Raw genomic sequence first — 22673 nt, 5'->3', positions numbered from 1 at the left:
GTATGGCGCAAAATGAGAACGGCATCGATCCCCACACGTCCGATAACCAACAAGCAGTATATTCATATATTTCTGATTACGCAGACTTCATCCTCAACTCACCGTCGTCGTACCACGCGGCCGAAGAATGTGCGCGAGTTTTGAGCGATGCAGGCTATACGCAACAAGACGAACACGAGGCTTGGCAAAGCTACCAGCGTGGCTTCGTACGTAGGTCTGGTGCAATTCTCGCCTGGCGCCTTCCCCAAAGCGTATCCTCCGACGTCGGATTCCGAATTGTGGGTTCTCATACCGATTCGCCGTCGTTTAAGGTCAAGCCCAATCCGGACTCGTTCCAACACGGGTTTTCGCAGGTCAATGTCGAAGTATATGGCGGGCCACTCCTCAACTCATGGTTGAATCGGGATTTAGGACTCGCAGGGCAGGTCGTCACGATTGACGGTGACGTACATCTGGCAAAAACTCCGCCCATCATGATGATTCCTCAGCTTGCCCCGCATCTTGACCGTTCGGTGAACACACATCTCGAGCTTTCGGCGCAGCGTGATTATCATCCGATTTGGGCGATTGGTGAAGCGTCTATCTTCGTGCAAATTGCTCAGTGCGCGGGCGTCGATCCTGAGCGCATCGCAGGTATGGATCTTTATGCCTACGACGCCGCTGCTCCCGCCGTCTTTGGAGGAGAGGGGGACGATTTCTTTGCTGCCGGTCGTCAAGATAACCTCAGCTCCGTGTATGCCTCTTTGCGAGCTTTCCTCGCCGCCGATGATTCTAGCTGTGAAGATGTGCAGATTATGGTGGCATTCGACCATGAAGAAGTTGGTTCTACAACCTTCACCGGCGCAAGTGGACCTTTCTTGGAAGCTATGTTGCGGCGTCTTCATGCTGGGCTCGGCGAGGGCGTTGCGCAAGGCGACGAAGGTTTCCACCGTATGCTGGCAAATTCTTCCTGCGTTTCGGCGGATGCCGGTCACTCCATCAACCCTAATCGGCCAGAAAAGCACGATCCGGACCATCATCCGGTGCTGGGTAGTGGTCCCCTGCTGAAAATTAATGGAAATCAGCGCTATGCCACCGAAGCTGAGGGTACGGCGCTGTGGTTGCGAGCTTGCGATTATGCTGGTGTTGCTTGCCAAGAATTTGTGTCGAATAACGACGTTCCTTGTGGCACCACTATTGGTCCGCTTACCACGCAAAGGTTGGGAATTATCACGGTGGACGTAGGAGTGCCTTTGCTGTCTATGCATTCCATTCGTGAAGTTTCTTGCCCACGTGATTTGGTTGATCTCTCGCTCGTTTTGGAAGGATATTTCCGCGGTGCCTAATCGAGCATTTTATAATCCTGCCCATAGCCTTGATCGCGCCGCGAAAGCGCATCCGAACCGAGTTTCCTTATACTATGGCGAGCAGGAATATACGGTTCATGCAGCCGCAATATATACGCGTCAGCTCGCACAACTTTTGGTGGCACAGGGAGTGAAAGAGGGGGATCGGGTGTGTATCATTGCCCGAAATTCTCCCTATCACCTGCTGCTTCACGTGGCATGTGCCCGAATTGGTGCAGTATTCGTGCCTATTTCCTATCGGCTTTCCCGGCCTGAGCTTGCGCAATTGTTGGCAATTGCCAAGCCGGTTGTAGTTGTTGCCGATCCGGAAACAGCTGCCGAAGGAGTGTTTGAGCAGGCAGAGAGAGTGTCTGGGCAAGCCGAAGGATTTTCCGAAAAGGCAGAGAGCACGCCGATGGCGCATTTTGTTATCGACGACGATCCGCACGCTCCTTTGTTAGCTTCCGATGCTGGTTTGTCAGCTGCCGAGGCTGGTTTACCAGCTACTGTGGCCGGCGTCGTCGGTGTAGAGGGAGAACAAGGGATTCTTCCGCGCGACTCTCAGCCAGTCCATACGCGGGGGCACCAGCCGTTCCTCCCGCGCGGATACCAAGCGATCACGGACGCAAAGAAATATGACGGCGCTTTCCTTACCACCGGCGTCGAAAACGAAACAGATACTGCGCTCAATTCTGTGCGCTACTTCGAAGGTTTGGGAGCGATTCTTTTTACGTCAGGATCGACGGGGAAGCCGAAGCCAGTTGGCCTGAGCCACGAAAATCTGTGGTGGGGTTCGCGCAATTTCCGAGAGGGGTTTGAGTACTCGAATCTCGATGTTGAGCTGGTGGTTGCGCCGCTCACTCATATTGGCGGGTTCAACGGAACTACGGTAGATCTGTTTAGCCATGGTGGAACTGTGGTAGTTGTGCGGGAATTTGATCCTGCTGACGTGCTGTATCGTCTTGAAAAGCACCGAGTAGCCATGATGTTTGGCGTGCCGACTATCTACGCAGCTCTCATGAACCATCCGCGATTCGCGCACACAGATTTGAGCGCTTTCCGCTTGCCGCTCATCGGAGGAGCTGTGTGTTCGCCGGCGTTGCTGCGACGTATGCAGGAGGCCGGCTTGCCGGCGCTCAACGTGTGGGGAATGACGGAAACGTCTGCTTCGGGTTGTTGCCTTACGGCTGAGCACTTGGATCATGCGGCTGGGTCTATTGGGCGGCCATTTGCGCACGTGGAAGCGCGCATCGTTGATCCAGAATCAGGTGCTGATTGCGATGCTGGTACTGTGGGGGAGCTAGTATTGCGCGGGCCGAATGTGGTTGAAGAATATTGGTGTGATAGCGCTGCTACCGAAGCTGGAATTCGCGATGGCTGGTTGCATACTGGCGACCTCGTGAGCTGCGATGACGATGGATTTTTGTGGGTCAAAGGCCGCTTGCATCACTTGATCAACACCGGCGGGGAGAAAGTTTCACCCGAAGAAGTGATGGCAGTGGTCGGTGCGCACGAGACGATCTCAGACTGTGCTGTTGTGGGGGTTTCGCACCCAATTTGGGGCGAAGCTATTGCAGCAGCGGTGATTATCAAGCAGGGGATGGAAGCTCCCACACTGGAGCAAATCCAGGAATTTGCTGCTCACAAGCTTGCTCGATACAAGCTGCCTAAACACTTGCTAGTGGTAGACGCTTTCCCCACCACGGCAAATGGAAAAGTGGACCGCGCGAAACTTGTGGAATTGCTGAAATCGGCAGGGATTGCTTGATTTTTGTGCCCTAACTTAGGCGATCTTTTGTTCATCGCGCGTATACAGCGCGATGCTTAAGCCAGCGCCTAAGTTAGGGACAAGAGTTTATTGGAATCTTGCCAACACCGAGCTAGCCTCTTGGCGTGGGGTGGCCTCATCGTTGCCGATTGCGCGCAAATTAGCTGGGATTTCCCAACCTTTAGCGCGCATTGCCCGCGCCCACAAAGTACCCGAACGGTATGAGGAGCGCACCAGCGGACCAGCCATAATTCCAGCAAAGCCCATTTCGTATCCAGCCTTGCTCAGCTCCACGAATTCTTGAGGTTTGACCCAACGGTCAATTGGGTGATGCACTGGCGAGGGCCGCAAATACTGTGTGATCGTAAGAATATCGCAGCCAGCATCGCGCAGATCTTGCATAGTTTCTAAGACTTCGTCGTGCGTTTCGCCCATACCCAAGATCAGATTCGACTTCGTAATCAAGCCGCTCTCCGATGCGAATGTGATGAGATCAAGTGAGCGCTCGTAACGGAAAGCCGGGCGAATCTTCTTGAAAATGCGTGGCACAGTCTCGAGGTTGTGTGCCAGCACTTCCGGGCGAGAATCGAAAACTTGCTTGAGTGCAGGAGCGCCCCCACGCATATCGTCGATGAGCAGCTCAACGCCGGTATTAGGGCTAGTTTCATGAATGAGACGGCACGTTTCGGCGTAAAGCCAGGCTGCGCCGTCTTCGAGATCGTCGCGCGTCACGCCAGTGATCGTGGTGTAGTTCAGATCCATTTCGCGCACTTTTTCGGCTACCCGGCGCGGTTCGTCGCGGTCGTAGCTCTCTGGACGCCCAGTTTTGATAAAACAGAAATCGCAGCGACGGGTGCAAATATCTCCGCCGATCAGGAACGATGCTTCGCGGTCTTCCCAACATTCGTAAATATTGGGGCAGTTTGCCTCTTCACACACGGTGTGGAGCGAGGCGCCATGAACGCGTTCGCGCATGTCATTGTACTCTTTGCCGACTGTGGCTGTTGTTTTGATCCAGCTGGGTTTTTGCTCGATTGGGGTCTCCATATTGCGCGCTTCTACCCGCAAGAGCTTGCGTCCCTCTGGATTAACTCTCGATGGAGTCCCCATTATTTCTCCTTTGAATCAACTGAGTTTAACGATTTTATTAACTTCTTGAGGTCTAAACTGTGGCCGTTGGCATTCAAGCACTGGCACTAGTGCCTTTAGTCCCGACTTGTGTCCATGGTACTCCTGTTTTAGGTGGTAATTCGGCGCGATGGGAGGAATTGTGAGCTTCGCGAATATATTCTTCCGGGTCGAGTTGCGGAAAACTGGTGTCTCCCGATACGTACGATATGTCAGTGCCATCCGATGATTCGGTGCGTAGCCTCAGCGGCGCATAAGCCTTGGCGAGGTGGGGGAGAAGTCGCGCGGCGACGTCGTCAAGCGAGGTTTCGATTCCCTGCTCACGCAAGGTGGCCACACCGGCGTCGCTCAGACCGCAAGGGATAACGCGCATAAAGCGCTCAAGATTGGTGGAAACGTTCAGAGCCAATCCGTGCAGGCTCGTGTCGGCTGCGAACTTGATGCCGATAGCGCAGAGCTTTTTGTCCTGCTCACCGTCTTTGAGGATCCACACCCCCGAACGCCCTTCTACCTGCGCAGTTTCGAGCTGATATTCGCGCATGGCATTTATGACGGCGGTTTCAGTGTTGCGCACGAACGTCACCACATCTTTGGGAGGCGCAACTTTGATCACCGGATAGACGACGAGTTGGCCCGGTCCGTGGTAGGTCACCGAACCGCCGCGATCCATTGTGATTACAGGCACATTTGTATCGGGGATATCCTCGGGTTTGGTTTTGCGCCCAGCGGTATAGACGTCTTGGGCTTCCCAAATAATAAATGTATCGGGGACTTCCAGCGCACTCACTTGTGCGTGAATTTTGCGCTGAATACTGTCAACTAACATGTAGTCCATGGGCCCATAGCCCAATAAATTGAGGATATGCACAATTTCACCCTAGTTCGCTCACTGCACCGAATCGAATTGTGACCTTGTGAATCGCACTGCATCGACTCATGAAATGATATATGGACGAAATGGCATTAAGGTAAGGAAAGGTTATAGACTTCCTAACCAGACCATAAAGTACTGGTGATTTATATTGGTGTTTACTCGTAAATCCGCTAGTAAACGCTGAAGAAGAGGATGCCTCGCATGTTCAAATTCCTGTTGAGGAGACTGCTAAACTATGCAGTTTTATTGATTGTGGCGGTCACAATCGCTTACATCTTGGCTGGAACCCAGCTTGATCCGCGCACCATGGCGATTGAAACGGAATTGACGTCCAAGGCGAACGTCAATCCTGAGGCAGTTATCGCAGCGGTCGATACCCGTTTGTACCAGTGGAATATCAATCCACAGACGCCGGTATTGGAGCGTTTCGTGGAATGGAACCGTCTCGTTTTCACTGAGTGGAACTGGGGTTATTCTCCAAAAGGTGCGCTTGTCAATGAAGAAATCGGCAACCGTATCTTTATCAGCTTGCAGCTGGTGGTGCTTGGCTTCCTGATCGGTATTTTCGGCGGCGTTGCACTGGGTGCATGGTCGGCTGTGCATCAGTACTCGAAGCGTGATCGTGTTCTGACGATCGTCTCGATGCTTATTATTTCCACGCCTGTAATGGTTTACGCGGTATTTCTGCAGATCGCAGCAACATGGGCAAACCAGAAGATGGGCATACAATTCTTCGAATTTATTGGTCCAACTGCTGCGGTGCCACCTGAAGGAACATTTGCTCAAATCGTTGATCGAGCGCAACATCTGCTCCTGCCAACGATTTCAATGTCGCTTGGTGGCCTCGCTACGTACTCGCGTTATCAGCGAAATCTTATGCTTGACACGCTCGGTCAAGACTACGTTCGCACTGCTCGTGCTAAGGGTCTGCGCTTTGGCAAGGCGATTCGCCGTCACGCACTGCGTACCTCTCTCATTCCTATCACCACCTACTTTGCGTTTGGAATTGCAACACTGATTCTCGGAGGTGCGGTCACTGAGCAGGTTTTTGGTTGGCAAGGAATGGGCATTTACGGAGTTCAGACGATCCGCGCCATGGATATCAACGGAACGGTTGCCGTCGTCGCCTTCTCGGGAGCAGCTACGCTCACAGGTGCGTTCCTGTCCGATCTCTTTATTGCCGCTGTTGATCCACGAGTGAGGGTGAGCTAATGACTACGAATGATCCAATGCCAAAAGATCCACTGGCAAATTCGCCAGTTTCACCTGGCCCGAACGCTCCAGTTTCTACCGAAACTCAGGTTCACTCCTCGATGGTCACGGACGAAGAACGCCGTGAAGTGCTCGAACTTCTCGCTGAAGAAGTCAAGGCGCAGCAAGTTGGAAAGCGACTGTCTCGTTCGCAACTTATTTTCCGCCGCTTCGCGCGCAATAAAACAGCGGTTGTTGGCGTCGTCGGCATCATCGTCGTGCTCTTTTTGGCGATTTTCGGACATTTCCTGACGCCATGGGGCTACCTTGAGCGCGACCGTACCCACTACCTCATGCCGCCAGACGGCTCGCATTGGTTTGGTACCAATAAGCAGGGTCGCGATATGTTCTCAATGACCGTTGAGGGCATGCGTAAGTCGTTGATGATCGGTTTCGCCGTTGCAGCATTGCAGACGACGATCGCAGCTATCGTCGGTACCGCCGCCGCGTATTTTGGTGGGCTATTTGACCGATTTGCTACGTGGATCATCGACTTGATGCTCGTTATTCCGTCGTTCTTGATTCTTGCTGTGGTTTCGCAGAACATCGGCGGCGAAGATTCTTCCGTGTTCTGGCTGATTATTCTTATCGCAGCTTTTGGCTGGATGCTCACCGCGCGCGTTGTGCGAGCTCTGACTATGTCGGTCAAGAGCCTCGATTACGTGAATGCCGCTCGGTACATGTCGGTGCCATCGCGAGTTGTGATTGCACGCCATATCATCCCCAATATTTCTTCGCTGCTGATCATTGATTTCACGCTCGGCGTGGCATACGCTGTGCTTTCTGAAACTTCGCTGTCGTACTTCGGTTTTGGAATCAAAGACCCACAAGTTTCGCTCGGTTCCTTGATCGGTCAAGGGCAAGCAGCAGCACTGACGCATCCGTGGATGTTCGTTTCTCCAGCGCTTGTGCTGGTTTTGATGCTTGTTTCAGTGAACTTCATTGGCGACGGCCTACGTGACGCAATTGATCCAACCTCAAAGTCGGGAGGCAAGGCATGAGCAAGAAAAATACTCCTGTTTTTGAATCGGGTGATCTGCCAACGGCGCAGCCAGGTGTGCCAGTCGTTGAGGTTACTGATCTCCACGTTCGTTTCCCTTCGGAAGACGGCATCGTACACGCAGTTCGTGGCGTAAATTTCACGGTTAACTCCGGTGAAGTGCTCGGCGTGGTAGGTGAATCAGGTTCGGGAAAGTCTGTTACTTCGCTTGCAATTATGGGTCTGCTGGATTCAAGTGCGAAGCTTGAAGGTTCCGTTAAACTACACGGGCAAGAGATGCTTGGGCGCTCTGACGCTTATCTATCGAAAGTGCGTGGCAAGACGGTTGGCATGGTCTTTCAAGATCCGCTATCCGCATTGACGCCGGTGTACACAATTGGCGATCAAATCGTGGAGGCGCTCCAGATCCACCAGAATCTTTCCGATGAGGATGCCCGCAAGCGCGCAATTGAGCTACTAGAGATCGTGGGTATTCCGAATCCAGAGATCCGCGTGAAGGCATTCCCACACGAATTCTCCGGCGGTATGCGTCAGCGCGCGATGATTGCCATGGCAATCGCCAATAACCCTGACCTCATCATCGCCGACGAGCCAACCACCGCATTGGACGTTACGATCCAGGCGCAAATCTTGGATGTGCTCCGTAAGGCACAAAAAGAAACTGGCGCCGCCGTCATCATGATTACGCACGATTTGGGCGTAGTTGCTGGTCTCGCGGACAAAGTAATGGTGATGTACGCGGGTCGTGTGGTGGAAAGTGGCCACGTGGACGAAATTTTCTACCACTCTGCCATGCCTTATACGATTGGCCTGCTTGGATCGTTGCCACGCCTTGACGCTCGCAAAGAGTTCCAGCTCGCTGCGGTGGAAGGTAACCCGCCGTCAATGCTTTTTGAGCCTACTGGCTGCCCGTTTGCTCCCCGTTGCCCGGTGGCTCGCAAAGAGTGCATGAACGGCGAACCTGAGTTGCGCGAGGTGAAGAACAGCTACGACACATACCCACACAATGTTGCATGTGTGCGGGCAGCCGAAATTCGCCATGAATCGCGCAAGTACACTGATATTTACCCGCTTCCTGCTGCGGTTGCTCCGGCATTGTCTGAGATTCCGCGCGCTGAGCGTAAGGAAGTGTTGCGGGTTGAGAATTTGAAGAAGTACTTCCCGCTGATGAAGGGTGCAGTTTTCAAGCGCCGCGTGGGAACCGTGCACGCTGTAGACGGCGTCTCCTTCGATATTCGCCAAGGTGAGACGCTTGGTCTCGTGGGCGAGTCCGGTTCAGGAAAGACGACGACGCTCGTGCAGGCGCTCGATCTCATCAAGCCACAAGATGGCAAGATCGTGGTGCTTGGTGAAGATACCAAGGATATGAGCCGTGCTGACCGCAAGCGAATCCGCAAGGATTTGCAGGTGGTATTCCAAGATCCCATGGCTTCACTCGATCCGCGTATGCCGATTTTCGATATTATTGCTGAGCCGCTGAAGTATAACGGCTATTCAAAGGCGGATATTGAAAAGCGCGTGGCGGAGCTAATGAAGCTGGTGGGCTTGGAGGCTTCCCATGTGAACCGCTACCCGCGCAACTTCTCGGGCGGTCAGCGTCAGCGAATCGGTATCGCTCGTGCTCTTGCGCTCGAACCGAGCCTTTTGGTACTCGACGAACCTGTGTCGGCGCTTGACGTATCAATCCAGGCGGGCGTGATTAACTTGCTCGACGATTTGCGCTCACAGCTGGGGCTTTCCTACCTGTTTGTGGCACATGATCTTTCAGTGGTACGCCATATTGCCGACCGTGTTGCGGTGATGTACCTCGGCAAGATCGTGGAAATCGGCGACGTTGATTCGGTTTTTGAGCAGCCACAGCATCCGTATACGCAGGCTTTGCTCTCCGCTATTCCGATTCCGGATCCCGAAAAAGAGCGCTCGCGTAATCGCGTGATTCTCAAGGGTGATCTTCCGTCGCCAGCAGATCCACCGGCGGGGTGCCGCTTCGTAACGCGCTGCCCAGTATATGAGATTTTAGGCGAGGCGGAAAAGAAGGTTTGTGCGGGTGCACATCCGGATTACACGCAAGTGGCTGAGGATCATCAAGCGGCTTGTTACTATCCGCGCCCGTTGAATCTTTTCTAAAGAGAAGGCTTTTCGCTGGTTATCGCCATTTTAGGGCGGACGACGGCGGTGAGTTTCGTAGGCTGGGAGTGAGTTTCGATCTCACTCCCAGCCTTCATTTTCTCTTGAACAAATAGTAACGAAATGGTAACGCTCGATTATTGGGTGTGCATGGAAAGAGAAATTTCATTAATCTAATGGATAAGTTTGGTTTCCTTGTTGTTAATTGTGGAGCCACTCGTCCTGAAGGAGGACTCATATGCGATTGAAGAAAGCAAGTTTCGCACTGTTGGCTTCAGCAGCTCTCGTCTTGGGAGCGTGCTCAAGCGCAGATTCTGGCAAGGGTGGAGCAGACTCGAAGTCGCTCCCCGGTACTGATGTTAACCGCGTAGACCGCGATAAGCTCGCAAAGGGCGGCAATCTCCGCCTCGCGATTTCCTCGATGCCAACGAACTACAACTACATGCAGTTCGATGGAACCACCGGCGATGTTTCGCGCCTCAACACTTTCATTGGCGTTGGAAACTGGATTTATGCCGAAGATGGAACGTTTAAAGAGAACAAGAACTATGTAGAGTCCTACAAGTTCGACGATAAAGAAGACGGTGCAGTTAAGCAGACCGTTACCCTTAAGCTAAATCCAAAGGCTAAGTGGAACTCGGGTCGCGCAATCGATTACACCGATTACGTGGCTACTTGGGATGCATGTAACGACGAAGCCGTTGATCCTGAAAAAGCTAACCCAGATGCACAGTTCCTCTGTGGTTCTACCGATGGTTGGAAGGAAATCTCCAGCATCGAAAAGGGCAAGGATCAGTTTGAAGTTGTTGTCAAGTACAGCAAGAAGTACCCAGACTGGTCAGCTAACCTCTCCGGCGTTTACCCTGCTGAAGGCATGAAGGACGCTGTAACCTTTAACAAGGGCTGGACTGATCTTTCCAAGATCAACAATTTCTACACTGGTCCGTTCAAGGTTGCATCGGTTGATAATGCCAAGGGCGTTATCACTTTGGCTAAGAACGAGAACTGGTGGGGTGAAGCTCCGCTTCTCGACACCGTTACTTTCTCGGCAATGGAAGTTGGCGCACAGGCAACCGCTTTTGCTAATAAAGAGCTCGACGTCGTGGACATGATTGTCGACGCTGAAACCTACGGTCTTGCAAAGGGACGTCAAGATGGCGACATTAAGATGTCGGCTTCCGTGCAGTGGCGTCACTTCACCGTGAATACCAAGACGGGCGTTCTCGCTGATAAGAAGATGCGTCAAGCAATCCAAAAGGGTATTAATACTGACGATATCATCGCTTCCGATCTTGCTGGTCTTCCAAGCGCAAAGATGGATATGAAGCTGGGCAACCACTTCTTTATGCCAAACCAGAAGGGTTACAAGGATAACTCGGTGAAGTATGATCCAGAGGCAGCAAAGAAGGAAATCGAAGACCTTGGTTACAAGTTCAACGAAACCACCAAGTACTACGAGAAGGACGGCAAGCCACTGGGCTTCAAGTACCTCCGTCTGCCAGAAACCCCAACCTCGGCTAACGAAGGCGCTTCGCTGCAAAGCCAAATGAAGGAAATCGGCGTGAAGGTTGATTTCGAGGACACCACCTCGAAGGAATTCTTCACCAAGATCGGCAAGGGCGAATTTGAAACCGTTGCATTCACCTGGCAGGGTACCCCATACCCAATGGCTAACATTGGCCAGATCTACGGTCCAAACTCGAAGATGAACTACTCCGGTTTGAACGATCCAAAGATCGCTGAGTACATCACGAAGGTTGCTTCGGAAACTGATCCAGAGAAGCGCATCGAACTGACCAACGAAGTAGATAAGATCATCTGGGATAACGTAATGACCATCCCGATCTACTACCGTGCAACTCTGACTGCAGTTCCAAAGAACCTTGCAAACTATGGTGCAACGGCATTCGAGACCTTCCTTCCAGAAAACATCGGTTACACCAAGTAATCTGACTTTTTGGGTCGGTTATGCCGGGCAACGGCAATAACTGACGTGGAAGATAGCTCATTATGTGGGTGGCAGCGGCAACGCTGCCACCCACATCTTTTGGCATCGCAGGGAGGGTAGGCATGTGGAAATGATGGGGCGTTTTAGGCAACATCTCGATATATATTCAGATGTTGCCGTATTGACACACGTTTTGGATAGAAGGAGTATCTCTCAGGCATGTGTCCTTGTTGAATATTTGAGAAATGGTCAAAATGCTGATACAATAGCACTATGATTTCTCAGCTATTTTCCTGAAGAGCCTGAATAGGCTCGGTTGATGTTGGGGTTAAGCGCATGCTTAGTCAGTATTTCCAACCACGCATTGGTGCGCCGCGCTGATCATGAATCTTTGTGACTCACGTATAAGCAGCTCATATAACAGTGTATGAGTACATAAGTGAATCCCATACGCATACGATAGTTCGCTAAGGCATTGCTGATTTTTCGGAGCAGTTATCTCGCTATCATTGATTCTCTCAGTTAGCACCAATCTTAGAAATTGCACGTCACACGTATATAGCTAGGTAATCATGGGTATTAAACGTCTTTTCTCAAATTCTTCACACACGTCCGCAACTCGCGTTAATCGCCGCGTTTTTGAAGTGGGGCCCATGCCCAAAAAGTGGCCTGCATTCGCCCAATTTCAAGGATTTGGCGATATCGACCCAGATCATGTGCTGCGCTCTGTGGCTCGTGGAAATCGTGGCACTCTTATCTTCGCTACTTTCGGATCTTTAGCACTCTTCTTGGGCAGTGCATTGACTCCATGGGCAGTCGGAATCTTGCTCGATTCGGGTCTGGAACAGGGTCTAACGTGGGCCATTCTTCCAGGTGCGCTACTCACTGTTGGCATTATCGCGATGCGAGCATGTGCAGGAGTTGAAGAAGCTATCGTGGCCATGCTGTATTTTCGGGGAACGATTGGTGCGTCCTATGTGCAAGTACAGCGCTATACCGGTATTCGGGGCGGCGGTCGGCAACAGTTTTCCTCTGGGGAAATTGTATCTGCCACCGAAGGCGACTCCCGAAAAATCGGTCGATTTTTAGGTGCAATCTCAGGAGCAATCGCATCATTTACCGCCTTTGGCGTGGTTGTTTTTCTGATGATTCGCGCATCTGTGCCGCTCGGGCTCCTCGTTGGTATCGGTTTGCCACTACTTTTAGTTGGTATGAGCGCCCTTATGCGCCCCTTGCAAAATCGCCTCAATGAGCAGCGAGAAGAACGAGGTAAGCTCACGACGCTCAGCACCGACGCCGTCGTCGGCCTCCGCGTTTTGCGCGGAATGGGAGGCGAGGACGAATACAACGCTCGCTACCAGCAGCAATCCGTGGCGCTTCGGGAGGCAGGCATCCATGCCGCGCTCGTACAATCAGTGCTTGGCGCTCTGAGCACCGCAATTCCTGCTATTTACACTGCGGTGGTGGTGAGTATTGGGCTGTGGTTCATTTACCAAGGTGAGCTTAGCCGCGGTGAGCTGGTGTCGTTCTTTGGGTATATGGCGTTCTTGGGCGCGCCCGTCACGATGGCAACGCAACTTTTCCACGCAGTGCCAGATGCGCGTGTGGCTGCTGAACGCATGGGAAAACTCCTCAAAATTGAGCCTCTCACGTCCGACGCACAGTGCATTCCAGGAGCTGATACCGCAATTAACTGGGCTGAAATTGGATTAGCAGATCCTGAATCGGGCACGCGCATACACGGTGGGGAGTTCACCGTGCTTGTTGGCGTCGATCCGAATACTGCAGCGCAGGTTGCTGAGCGGCTTGCGCGAGTGGACGACGAACAGCTCGCCTACGCCGTCGTGCCAGTTTCGACGGGCGACGACGAAAGCCTGATCGATCTGCGGACTATAGCGCTGAGCACTGTGCGGCAAAATATTGTGCTGTCGCAGGCGATTGCGCAGCTCTTCCAAGGCAGAATACGGTCTAATCTCGCTGGAGCGCACGCCGATGACCTCGTGCCACGTCCGATAGCGGTGCAGATGGCGGATACTGGCGATGGTACTGGAATAGCGCAACGTGAGCATTCGATAAACCTCAGCATGCCTAGTGGTGAGACGATGCGCAGCGCACTGTTTGTGGCTGATGCCCTCGATATTATCGAGTCGGATGAAGCACTAGACGCGCATATCACTGAGCGCGGCCGGAATCTTTCGGGTGGGCAGCGGCAGAGACTTGCCTTGGCGCGAGCTGTGCTCAGCAATGCACCAATTCTAGTGCTGGTAGAGCCTACGTCTGCCGTCGATTCGCATACGGAAGCGCGCATTGCGCAACGTTTGCAAGCGCAGCGCCTCGAGCAGACCACAGTGGTGGTAAGTGCTTTGCCTATTCTTTTGAACCACGCCGATCGAGTGGTGTTCTTAGGCGCAAATGGGCAGGTAGAGGCAACGGGAACTCACGAAGAACTTTTGAAGAATGAGCACTACTACCAAGTGGTGCACCGCGCTGCCGGCGACGAGGCTGCTGCCGGCAACGTTGCCGCTGCAGGCGAGGAAACCGGGGCAACTAACGCAACTGGGGCCGCCAACGAAACCGCTGCGGGCGAGGAGAACTGAAATGAAACTACCTGTTGCATCAAATAAGACGATTATTCGAGAAATTTCAGCCTTAATCATGCAGTTCAAAGGGGAGTTTGCCCTTACACTTGGACTGCAAATTGTGGTGGCCTGTGCAGCAATCGTGACGCCGTGGATCATCGGGTCCACGATAGATCATGTGGCACAGGGAGCGCCGTTTTCGCTCGTGCGCCGAAATATCTATATGTTGATTATCGCGGTGCTCGTGCAGGCTGTGACGTCGTGGTTCGCTGATTATCGTGCGCGTGTCTTGGGACAGAAAATTTTCCATGAGCTGCGTACGAATCTCGTGAGTGCAGTTACTCATCTTCCGTTGTCGGTGGTGGAAGCCGCCGGTACCGGAGATCTGCTCGGCCGCACGACCTCGGACATTGATCGCGTCGAGTTTGTGATTCGCCAAGGAATCTCGCGAATTGCGGTGCTGAGTTTGACTATTGGCACGACGATTGGGGCGGCAGTTTTCACCGATATTCAGGTGGGATTTGTGGTGCTTTTTGCGTTTATCCCGATGTTCTTTGTACTGCGGAAGTATCTGCGGCGCTCCATTGCTGCCTACCTCGCTACTTCTGCGCTCATCGCCGAGTTCAATGGCGATATCGCTGAAACTGTAGAGCATTCTTCCACAGTCGACTCCCTGAATATGCGTGAGCAGCGGATTCGCCGCACTGGCACAATTTTGCGCGAAATGTGGATTAACGAGCGCTATACCGCGTGGATGCGTGCAATTTTCGGCGTACAAACCGCGATTGTGCTGATTTCTCCGATTCTCATCACGGTGTTGTGGGGAAGCTGGCTGGTAGGGCTAGGACTCACCACAGCTGGCGCGGTAGTTACGGTTACCCTGTATGTGCAGCAGTTGCGCTGGCCAATTGAGGAGCTCTCTTACTGGACCGACGAAGTTCAGTTCGCTTGGGTGGCTTTTGCCCGTATTTTCGGGGTTGCGGAGATCGCCAATGATCGTATCAGCGGCGACGATATACCGAGTGACGACGGCGTGCGCGTGCGTAACGTGGATTTCTCCTATTTACAGGGGCATCCGGTGCTCAAAAATATCACTTTGGATATCAATCCTGGTGAACGGCTTACGATTGTGGGTCCTTCTGGATCGGGCAAATCCACTCTTGGACGTCTTATCGCGGGCATCAATCCGCCGCTCAGCGGAGAGATACAGATCGGTGGGGTTGAAGTAACACGCCTGCCAGAGCGTATTCTCCATCAAACAGTTGCTCTAGTTACACAGGAAAACCACATCTTCGTAGGCACGATCCGAGATAATCTGCAGTTAGCCGCTCCGCATGCAACTGATGCCGATTTGCGGCGTGCGCTGGAAGCCGTCAACGCGCAGTGGATCGATACACTTGCAGACGGTTTGGACACGAAAGTCGGCTCCGGTGCTCTCGAACTGCCGCCAGATCAAGCGCAACAGTTAGCACTGGCGAGAATCGTGCTGCTCGATCCACAAGTGCTGGTGCTCGACGAAGCTACCTCCTTGCTCGATCCCACCGCAGCTCGTAGCACTGAACGTGCCTTGGCGCGCGTGCTAGAAGGGCGCACAGTTATCTCGATTGCGCACCGGCTTTACACTGCTTACGACGCCGATCGGGTTGCGGTGCTCATCGACGGCGAGATTGCCGAGTTGGGAACCCATGAGGAGCTAGTTTCGCAAGGCAAAGAGTACGCTTCGCTTTGGGAGACCTGGCAGCAGGACTAATCGCAGTGTCTCAAGTGACACTTCCAGAAGAGCAAGGTTACAGAAGGCTATAGCGATAGCCACAATCCTGCGGTGAGCGCTAGTGATCCAGCTAGTGCCGCCAAGGGAAGGACGTTGAAACGAGTCGTTGTGAGCGTCCCATCGCCTGGCACGGTATTAGCGGTATCAAATGCCGTCTTGTTCGTAAGGTTCGAGCGGGCACCGTTATGTTTCTTCTCAGCTTTGAGAGCGAGATGACGGTTTTCGATAATAAGGACGGCGCGACGCACCGATACGATCAACGGAACGCGGGCGCCGTCGTCGTGATCCCAGGTGACATCCTGTTCCACCTGTTTCGCTTCGCGTACCGAGTTTTCGAAAACTCCAGCTCGCGAGGGGATAGACCACGCAGAAATTGGCCGCCTGGACTTCGTTCGAACAACAAGACCCCAGCGGTTTTCTACGTAGTCGAGGTCTGCCCACGGCACGTCGAAGATGCGCATCAGATTGACGATTCGCAGCCCTTGCGTGCCGACCTCAGTGCGGGGATTGCCGTAGGCGAGCCAGGCTAGACTTGCCACACACGCCGAGACTGGTAGCGCATAGAGTGCTTCGCCCCAGCCGCCGTGGGCGGCAGAACCGCCAGTAATAATCACAGCTAGTGCAAGTAGCGCATAGCCATAGAGCTGGGTGCCTTTTCCACGCAAAACATAGGTCATGGTTTGATTCTTACAAATTTCGTGGCTCGGGGTGAAATTTGGGGCCTGTTTTTCTCCGCGGGTAGTGTTCTTTCGCTCGCACTTCGGGGATTCGTATAGTTGTGTGCGTGCGAAACAGCGTAGGATTTCCACGCTGGCACTTTCGCGCAACGTTTTCGAGATTTTGTATTAAGTGCCCTGGTCTGCCCAGCTTGTGTCGATTTATATGCGATTGGCGCTAGTTCAGACCCACCGAAGCACTGACGCGGTACTGACGCGCAAGTATCAAAGAAATGAGAATACACATATGACCGTACGCAACAGCCTGCGAAATGTTGCCATCGTAGCCCACGTTGACCACGGAAAGACCACCTTGGTGGACGCCATGCTCTGGCAGGGCGGTGCTTTTGACCAGCGTGCAACGGTGGAGAAAACCGGCGAGCGCGTTATGGATTCCGGTGATTTGGAGCGCGAAAAAGGCATCACCATCTTGGCTAAGAACACGGCTATTACTTACACTGGCCCGTCAGCTGCCGAATTTGGTGCACCGGAGGGCGTGGTCATTAACGTGATCGACACTCCTGGCCACGCGGATTTTTCGGGCGAAGTGGAACGCGGCCTGTCGATGGTGGACGGCGTGGTGCTACTTGTCGATGCTTCGGAAGGCCCGCTTCCGCAAACTCGTTTCGTCTTGCGCAAAGCCTTGGAAGCTAATCTGCCGGTGATCCCAGTGATCAACAAAGTAGATCGCCCCGACGCCCGCATTGATGAGGTAGTTTCCGAAACTCAAGACCTGCTTTTGAACCTTGCTGCCGATATTGAGGACGTAGACGGTCTTGACCTCGATCGGATTCTCGAAATCCCAACTATTTATGCTGCTGCAAAGGCTGGACATGCCGATACGGAGCAACCTGCCGACGGCGATTTGCCTGCGAATCCAAATCTGGAACCGCTGTTCCGAGCTATCTTGGAATATATTCCTGCACCTACGTACGACGACGCCGCACCGCTCGTCGCGCAGGTGACTAACCTCGATGCCTCACCATTCCTAGGCCGCTTGGCGCTCGTGCGCGTCTACTCGGGCGAGCTGAAGAAGAACTCGTGGGTAGGCTTGATGGACGGCCCTGAGTCGAAGCTTGAACGCGTGCACGTGACGGAATTGTTGCGAACTGATGGTCTCGAGCGCAAGCCTGCTGAAACTGCTGGTCCAGGCGATATTGTGGCAATTGCTGGAATCCCAAATATTACCATTGGGCAAACTCTCGTTGATCTGGAAAATCCGCTTCCGATGCCGCCCATTCATGTTGACGACCCAGCGATTTCCATGACCATCGGCATCAACACGTCGCCACTAGCTGGCAAAGTGAAAGGCCATAAGCTTACTGCACGTCAAGTGCGCGATCGTTTGACACAAGAACTGGTTGGAAACGTGTCTATCCGCGTGCTACCTACCGACCGCCCGGACGCTTGGGAAGTCCAAGATCGCGGCGAATTAGCGCTCGCGATTTTAGTGGAAACTATGCGTCGTGAGGGCTTTGAACTCACGGTTGGTAAGCCGCAAGTGGTCAAGAAGATTATTGACGGCAAAGTTTTTGAGCCGTGGGAGCGCGCCACAATCGACGTACCCGAGGAGTACCTCGGCGCAGTTACGCAGCTCATGGCGGCGCGAAAAGGTCAAATGACGACTATGTCTAACCACGGTACCGGCTGGGTACGGATGGAGTTTTTGTTGCCCTCTCGCGGCATGATCGGATTCCGCACGCAATTCCTCACCCAGACGCGCGGCACCGGTATCGCGGCGTCGATCTCCGAGGGCTATCAGCCGTGGGCAGGAGATATTGAATCTCGCACCACGGGATCGCTCGTTTCAGACCGTGCAGGACAGATCACTGCGTTCTCCCTGCAACGCCTTGAAGATCGTGGCACATTCTTTGTTACACCAGGTGATGAAACATACGAAGGCCAAGTTGTTGGCGAAAATCCGCGCAACGAGGATATGGAAGTGAACGTCGTCAAAGCTAAAGAAATGACCAATATGCGTTCGTCCACTGCCGATGTATTTGAAACACTCCAAGCGAGCCGTCAGCTCACTCTCGAAGAATCGATAGAATTTGCTGCTGAGGACGAATGTATCGAAGTTACCCCTGAAACTGTGCGTATTCGCAAGGTAATCTTGAATACAACAGATCGTCTGCGCGAAGCTGCACGTCGCAAGCGGGCTGCGCGCGCATAAATCTATCAACTGAAGCTGGGAGCTGAGCAGATGCAGAAAACTGCCGTACAAATTCTCCTCGGGTTAGTTCTGGGTGCCATCACCGGCGCGATTGGTTCAATCGTGCAGGCTGGGATCTGGACTCTGCCGTGGGGTGGCTTAGTTTTGGCTGGAGCTATCGTGGTGGCCGGTACGTGGTTTTCCTACGAGATCGGTGCAATCGTGGCGAGTTTTGCTTACGTGCTTGCGATGTTTTCGGTTACTGCACTGCTGTTTTTCTTTTCGCCGAGCAACGATGTGCTCACCTTGGCACAAGATTATCGCGCCCACGCTTGGATTCTCGGTTCGGTGGTGCTTTCCGTCGCGACGATGATTGGCTTGGACGTGATTCGCCGGCGTCGTTCTGCGCAGCGGGTGGACGACGACGCCGTGGCAACGCGAGTTGGTAGCGAGCAAATTACCGCGGAGCAAGTTGCAGGCGAGTACGTTTCAGTAGGGGAGAGCGCTACTGAAGCCGGCACTACCGATTGGGCTGGTACTGAGCCAATCGAGCCAAAACAAGGTGAGGCGAAACAAATCTGAGCACCTTGCTGAGTTGGCGAGAAGCCAGCTTAGTTTGCGAGAAAGGAAGACTGTGTCTGAGGAGCAAAACCCACGTATCTCGGCGCAATCTGCAGAGTCTAGCGCCGTGCCGCAGGCCAGCGGTTCAAAAGAATACTGGAACTGGGACGAAGAACGTGCCAAAGAGAATCAAGCACACAAGGCGCGCATGGCTCGCTCACGCAAGCGTTGGATTATTGGTCTGAGCTCTACAGTCGTTGTTTTGATGCTCGCTTATGTAGCACTAGCTTTTTACCTCGGTGCTCGTATTCCGAGCAATACCGAGGTGTCTGGAGTGCCGGTGGGTGGCCTCACCAAAGACGAAGCGAAAACAAAACTTGAGTCGGAGTTACAAACGCGCACGCAGATGCCACGCACTGTTACAGTTCAAGATTCACCCAAAACGGTTTCCCTCAATCCGGCAGACTTTTCGTTGCGTGTTGACGCCGATGCCTCGCTCAATCGTCTCGTTGGATTTTCGCTCAATCCAGCGCGTATGATCGCGCATTTTACTGGCGGTCAGCAAAGCACTGCGATTGCCCAGGTGGATAATCAAAAATTGGCTTCAGTGCTTGACGGGGCAATTGCGCAACTCAAAGTTGATCCAGTTGAGCCCACCATCAAATTCGATTCTTCCAAAGCAAGTATTGTAACTACACCAGCGAAAAATGGTGTGGCAATTGAACGTGAGAAAGCGGCGTCGTACCTGGTAGAACACTGGTTTGCAGCTGATGATAAAGTGACGCTTCCGAGCAAGAGTGTTAGTCCGCAGGTGACCAATGAGGCGCTGGCAGATTTTGTGAAAAATCAGGTCGATCCAGTGATTTCGAAACCGATTTCGGTGCTTATTCGGGAGAAAGTTGTGGATCTCGAACCACGAGATTTGGGCGGATTCTTGGTGTTTGATGCCAAAGCGGGAAAACTCGCCGTGAGCATTAATAAAGCTCCACTCAAAGAGTTTTTGCGCACCAAATCTGGTGGAATTTTGAAAGATCCAGTTGATGCGCGCATCGAGATCGTCAATCACACCACGCCTACAGTTATCCCATCTCAACCTGGCGAAGTCGTTGATCTGGACAAACTCTCGCAAGATCTGTTGAGTATTGGTACGCGAAGTGATCGCACGGTGACGCCGCAGATTGTGCACGGCGAGCCGGAATTCACCACGGAGCAAGCTCAAAAGCTGGGCGTGAAAGAAGTGGTATCGGAAATGTCGACGCCGATCACCTCCGATCCAGTTCGCACCACAAACTTGCGGGTAGGCTCCCAGAAGATCTCGAATCGCGTGATTAAGCCGGGCGAAGACTTCAACCTAGAACAGCTACTTGGTGAGATTACCACTGCTCAGGGCTTCGTCAGCTCTGGGGTGTTGGTTGATGGTTTTGGCTCGGAAGCAGTGGGCGGGGGTCTGTCGCAGCTTTCAACGAATACCTTCAATGTTGGCTATCGCGCCGGTATGGTGGACGTTGAGCATCGCCCACATACGCAGTACTATTCGCGTTATCCTGCTGGCTTGGAATCAACGCTGTGGTCTGGGCAAATAAATATGATTTGGAAAAATAATACGCCCTACGGCGCTGTGGTGGACTCCTACGTGGCTGATGGGCGGTTGGTGACTCGGCTGTGGTCCTCGAAGCACTGGGACGTGCAGGTGTGGAGCGGCCCGCGCCAGAATTTGGTGCCGGCTACCACCGAGGTGAACAAGAAGAAAGATTGCACGCCTTATGGCCCTGGCAATCCAGGCTTTACGATCACCGTGGGGCGGAAAGTCAGTTTGAACGGTCAAATCCACGAGGATTCCACCCTCACTTGGCGCTATAACCCTCAAAATGGCGCTACGTGCCAATGAGATCCGTCCTATTTATTGGCAACTTCTGCCAAAAAAGACGATACTTGAACTAAAGAAACCCTGTAATTCCTTAAAGATGTGGAGATAACGTGACGTACATTATCGCGCAACCCTGTGTTGATTTCAAAGACCGCGCTTGTGTTGACGAATGCCCAGTCGATTGTATCTATGAGGGGGAGCGCACGTTATATATCCACCCAGATGAGTGTGTTGATTGCGGCGCGTGCGAGCCTGTTTGCCCAGTTGAGGCGATCTATTACGAGGACGATCTCCCCGATGAGTGGTCTGATTACTACAAGGCGAACGTGGAGTTTTTCGATGAGCTCGGTTCACCGGGTGGCGCTGCCAAATTGGGCGTCATCAATCGTGACCACCCAATTATTGCCAAGTTGCCGCCGCAGAATAACGAATAACTGCTCATGGCTCTGTTTGGTGACGCGCTCGCGGATTTTCCTTGGGACACTCTCGTTCCGATTCGTGAGCGCGCAGCTCTATATCCAGGCGGCATCGTTGATCTAACGATCGGTACTCCTGTCGACGACGTGCCCCAATGCGTGCAACAAGCCTTGCTCGAATCAGCGAATGCTCACGGCTATCCGCCAAATGTAGGTTCTGCGCAGCTGCATGAAGCGATTCGGCGTTGGGCGAGTGAGCGCAATATTCACTGCGAGATGTCGGTGCTCCCGACCCTAGGTTCAAAAGAGATGGTAGCGCTGCTGCCTGCCATGCTTGGTATGGATTCGCTTCATAAGGTAGCGTATCCGCTTTGCGCGTATCCTACGTACGACGTCGGGGCGCGGCTCGCGGGAGCTGATGCGGTTGCCTTGGATACGAGTTCCGATCCTGCTCAGTGGCCTGCTGATATTGATCTACTCTGGCTTAACTCGCCTGGTAATCCAGATGGTCATGTGCTCAATGTGGAACAGCTTGTGCGGATTGTTGCCTGGGCGCGCGCTCATAATGTAGTTATTGCTTCAGATGAGTGCTATTCGGCTTTGATATGGGACGTTGATGAGGCGCCCTCGATCTTGGATGAGCGGGTTTGCGGTGGCGATTCTCGGGGATTGATCGCGCTTTATTCGCTGTCGAAACAATCCAATATGGCTGGTTATCGCGCTGCCTTTGCGATGGGGGATCCGAGTTTGGTTGATCCGATTGTGGAGCTGAGGAAACACGCTGGATTTATGATGCCAATACCGGTGCAGCGGGCGATGGTGGCTGCACTTGCTGATAGTGAACACGTGCGTGTGCAACGCGAGGTTTATCGGCGTCGTCGTGAAAAACTGGTGGCAGCGGTAGAAGCTGCTGGTTTGGAAAACGATCCGTCGTCGGTAGGCGGTCTTTACCTGTGGGTGTCGAGCGCAGAAGGTAGTGACGCGTGGACCTTGACCGAGGCTTTTGCACGGATCGGAATAGTGGTTGCTCCGGGCACTTTCTATGGATCCGCAGGTGAAAAGCATATTCGGATCTCGCTCACTGCCAGCGACGCCGATATCGCCAGCGCTACACTGCGCTTGCGTGAGTTACCGCAAGCATTGGCTCAAACTTCGCGGCAGGCATAATTGCAGCTATTGCGTGGCTGAGG

The 22673-nt window shown here is 53.2% G+C and carries 16 protein-coding genes; 13 read left to right on the top strand and 3 right to left on the bottom strand.

The window, feature by feature from the left end:
• Window positions 1-2: 2 nt before the first annotated feature.
• Together EZJ44_RS00550 and EZJ44_RS00545 are read left to right on the top strand one after the other, a co-directional pair.
• Window positions 3-1325 carry a M18 family aminopeptidase gene (locus tag EZJ44_RS00550; protein WP_131279074.1) on the top strand — a complete coding sequence of 441 codons (1323 nt, stop codon included), beginning with the start codon at window positions 3-5 and terminating at the stop codon, window positions 1323-1325.
• Window positions 1318-3093, top strand: coding sequence for a class I adenylate-forming enzyme family protein (locus EZJ44_RS00545; protein WP_131279072.1), 1776 nt, complete (start codon window positions 1318-1320; stop codon window positions 3091-3093). Before EZJ44_RS00550 ends, EZJ44_RS00545 begins: the two co-directional genes overlap by 8 nt.
• A gap of 87 nt (window positions 3094-3180) precedes the next feature.
• On the opposite strand, the gene lipA is transcribed toward EZJ44_RS00545, so the two are convergent.
• On the bottom strand, window positions 3181-4203 hold the full coding sequence (gene lipA / locus EZJ44_RS00540) for a lipoyl synthase (protein ID WP_131279070.1): 1023 nt from the start codon (window positions 4201-4203) through the stop codon (window positions 3181-3183).
• A gap of 73 nt (window positions 4204-4276) precedes the next feature.
• A complete protein-coding gene (gene lipB / locus EZJ44_RS00535; RefSeq protein WP_241658536.1) occupies window positions 4277-5056 on the bottom strand; it encodes a lipoyl(octanoyl) transferase LipB in 780 nt (259 codons plus the stop codon).
• 291 nt (window positions 5057-5347) lie between these two features.
• On the opposite strand from lipB, the gene EZJ44_RS00530 reads away from it, so the two are divergent.
• The 6 genes from EZJ44_RS00530 to EZJ44_RS00505 all read left to right on the top strand — a co-directional run bounded on the left by EZJ44_RS00530 (window position 5348) and on the right by EZJ44_RS00505 (window position 15750).
• The gene (locus EZJ44_RS00530; RefSeq protein WP_376988777.1) at window positions 5348-6307 is read left to right on the top strand and encodes an ABC transporter permease; all 960 of its coding nucleotides are present in this window, start codon (window positions 5348-5350) and stop codon (window positions 6305-6307) included.
• Window positions 6307-7347 carry an ABC transporter permease gene (locus tag EZJ44_RS00525; RefSeq protein ID WP_241658535.1) on the top strand — a complete coding sequence of 347 codons (1041 nt, stop codon included), beginning with the start codon at window positions 6307-6309 and terminating at the stop codon, window positions 7345-7347. Before EZJ44_RS00530 ends, EZJ44_RS00525 begins: the two co-directional genes overlap by 1 nt.
• Window positions 7344-9473, top strand: a complete 2130-nt coding sequence (locus tag EZJ44_RS00520; RefSeq protein WP_131279064.1) for a dipeptide ABC transporter ATP-binding protein — start codon at window positions 7344-7346, stop codon at window positions 9471-9473. The genes EZJ44_RS00525 and EZJ44_RS00520 overlap by 4 nt, the downstream gene beginning before the upstream one ends.
• Window positions 9474-9711: 238 nt before the next feature.
• On the top strand, window positions 9712-11421 hold the full coding sequence (locus tag EZJ44_RS00515) for an ABC transporter family substrate-binding protein (protein ID WP_131279063.1): 1710 nt from the start codon (window positions 9712-9714) through the stop codon (window positions 11419-11421).
• 653 nt (window positions 11422-12074) lie between these two features.
• The gene (locus tag EZJ44_RS00510) at window positions 12075-14018 is read left to right on the top strand and encodes an ABC transporter transmembrane domain-containing protein (protein ID WP_165496050.1); all 1944 of its coding nucleotides are present in this window, start codon (window positions 12075-12077) and stop codon (window positions 14016-14018) included.
• Between the two features lies 1 nt (window position 14019).
• Window positions 14020-15750 (top strand): ABC transporter ATP-binding protein, encoded by a 1731-nt coding sequence (locus EZJ44_RS00505; RefSeq protein WP_165496049.1) that lies wholly within the window; start codon window positions 14020-14022, stop codon window positions 15748-15750.
• Window positions 15751-15797: 47 nt separating this feature from the next.
• On the opposite strand, the gene EZJ44_RS00500 is transcribed toward EZJ44_RS00505, so the two are convergent.
• Window positions 15798-16448, bottom strand: a complete 651-nt coding sequence (locus EZJ44_RS00500) for a hypothetical protein (RefSeq protein ID WP_131279057.1) — start codon at window positions 16446-16448, stop codon at window positions 15798-15800.
• A gap of 286 nt (window positions 16449-16734) precedes the next feature.
• On the opposite strand from EZJ44_RS00500, the gene typA reads away from it, so the two are divergent.
• From typA to dapC, 5 genes are all read left to right on the top strand, one after another.
• Entirely contained in the window at window positions 16735-18660 is a 1926-nt protein-coding gene (typA, locus tag EZJ44_RS00495; RefSeq protein WP_131279055.1) for a translational GTPase TypA, read from the top strand.
• 30 nt (window positions 18661-18690) lie between these two features.
• A complete protein-coding gene (locus tag EZJ44_RS00490; RefSeq protein ID WP_131279053.1) occupies window positions 18691-19221 on the top strand; it encodes a hypothetical protein in 531 nt (176 codons plus the stop codon).
• 52 nt (window positions 19222-19273) lie between these two features.
• Window positions 19274-21088 carry a VanW family protein gene (locus EZJ44_RS00485; RefSeq protein WP_131279051.1) on the top strand — a complete coding sequence of 605 codons (1815 nt, stop codon included), beginning with the start codon at window positions 19274-19276 and terminating at the stop codon, window positions 21086-21088.
• An 89-nt stretch (window positions 21089-21177) separates the two neighbouring features.
• On the top strand, window positions 21178-21501 hold the full coding sequence (gene fdxA, locus EZJ44_RS00480) for a ferredoxin (RefSeq protein WP_131279049.1): 324 nt from the start codon (window positions 21178-21180) through the stop codon (window positions 21499-21501).
• A gap of 6 nt (window positions 21502-21507) precedes the next feature.
• A complete protein-coding gene (gene dapC / locus EZJ44_RS00475; protein ID WP_131279047.1) occupies window positions 21508-22650 on the top strand; it encodes a succinyldiaminopimelate transaminase in 1143 nt (380 codons plus the stop codon).
• Window positions 22651-22673 lie beyond the last annotated feature (23 nt).

It is taken from the genome of Arcanobacterium bovis (assembly GCF_004331995.1).
GTDB classification, from domain to species: domain Bacteria; phylum Actinomycetota; class Actinomycetes; order Actinomycetales; family Actinomycetaceae; genus Arcanobacterium_A; species Arcanobacterium_A bovis.
Note: the sequence above shows the minus strand (reverse complement) of the source record. Positions and strands in the feature narration are given on the sequence as shown.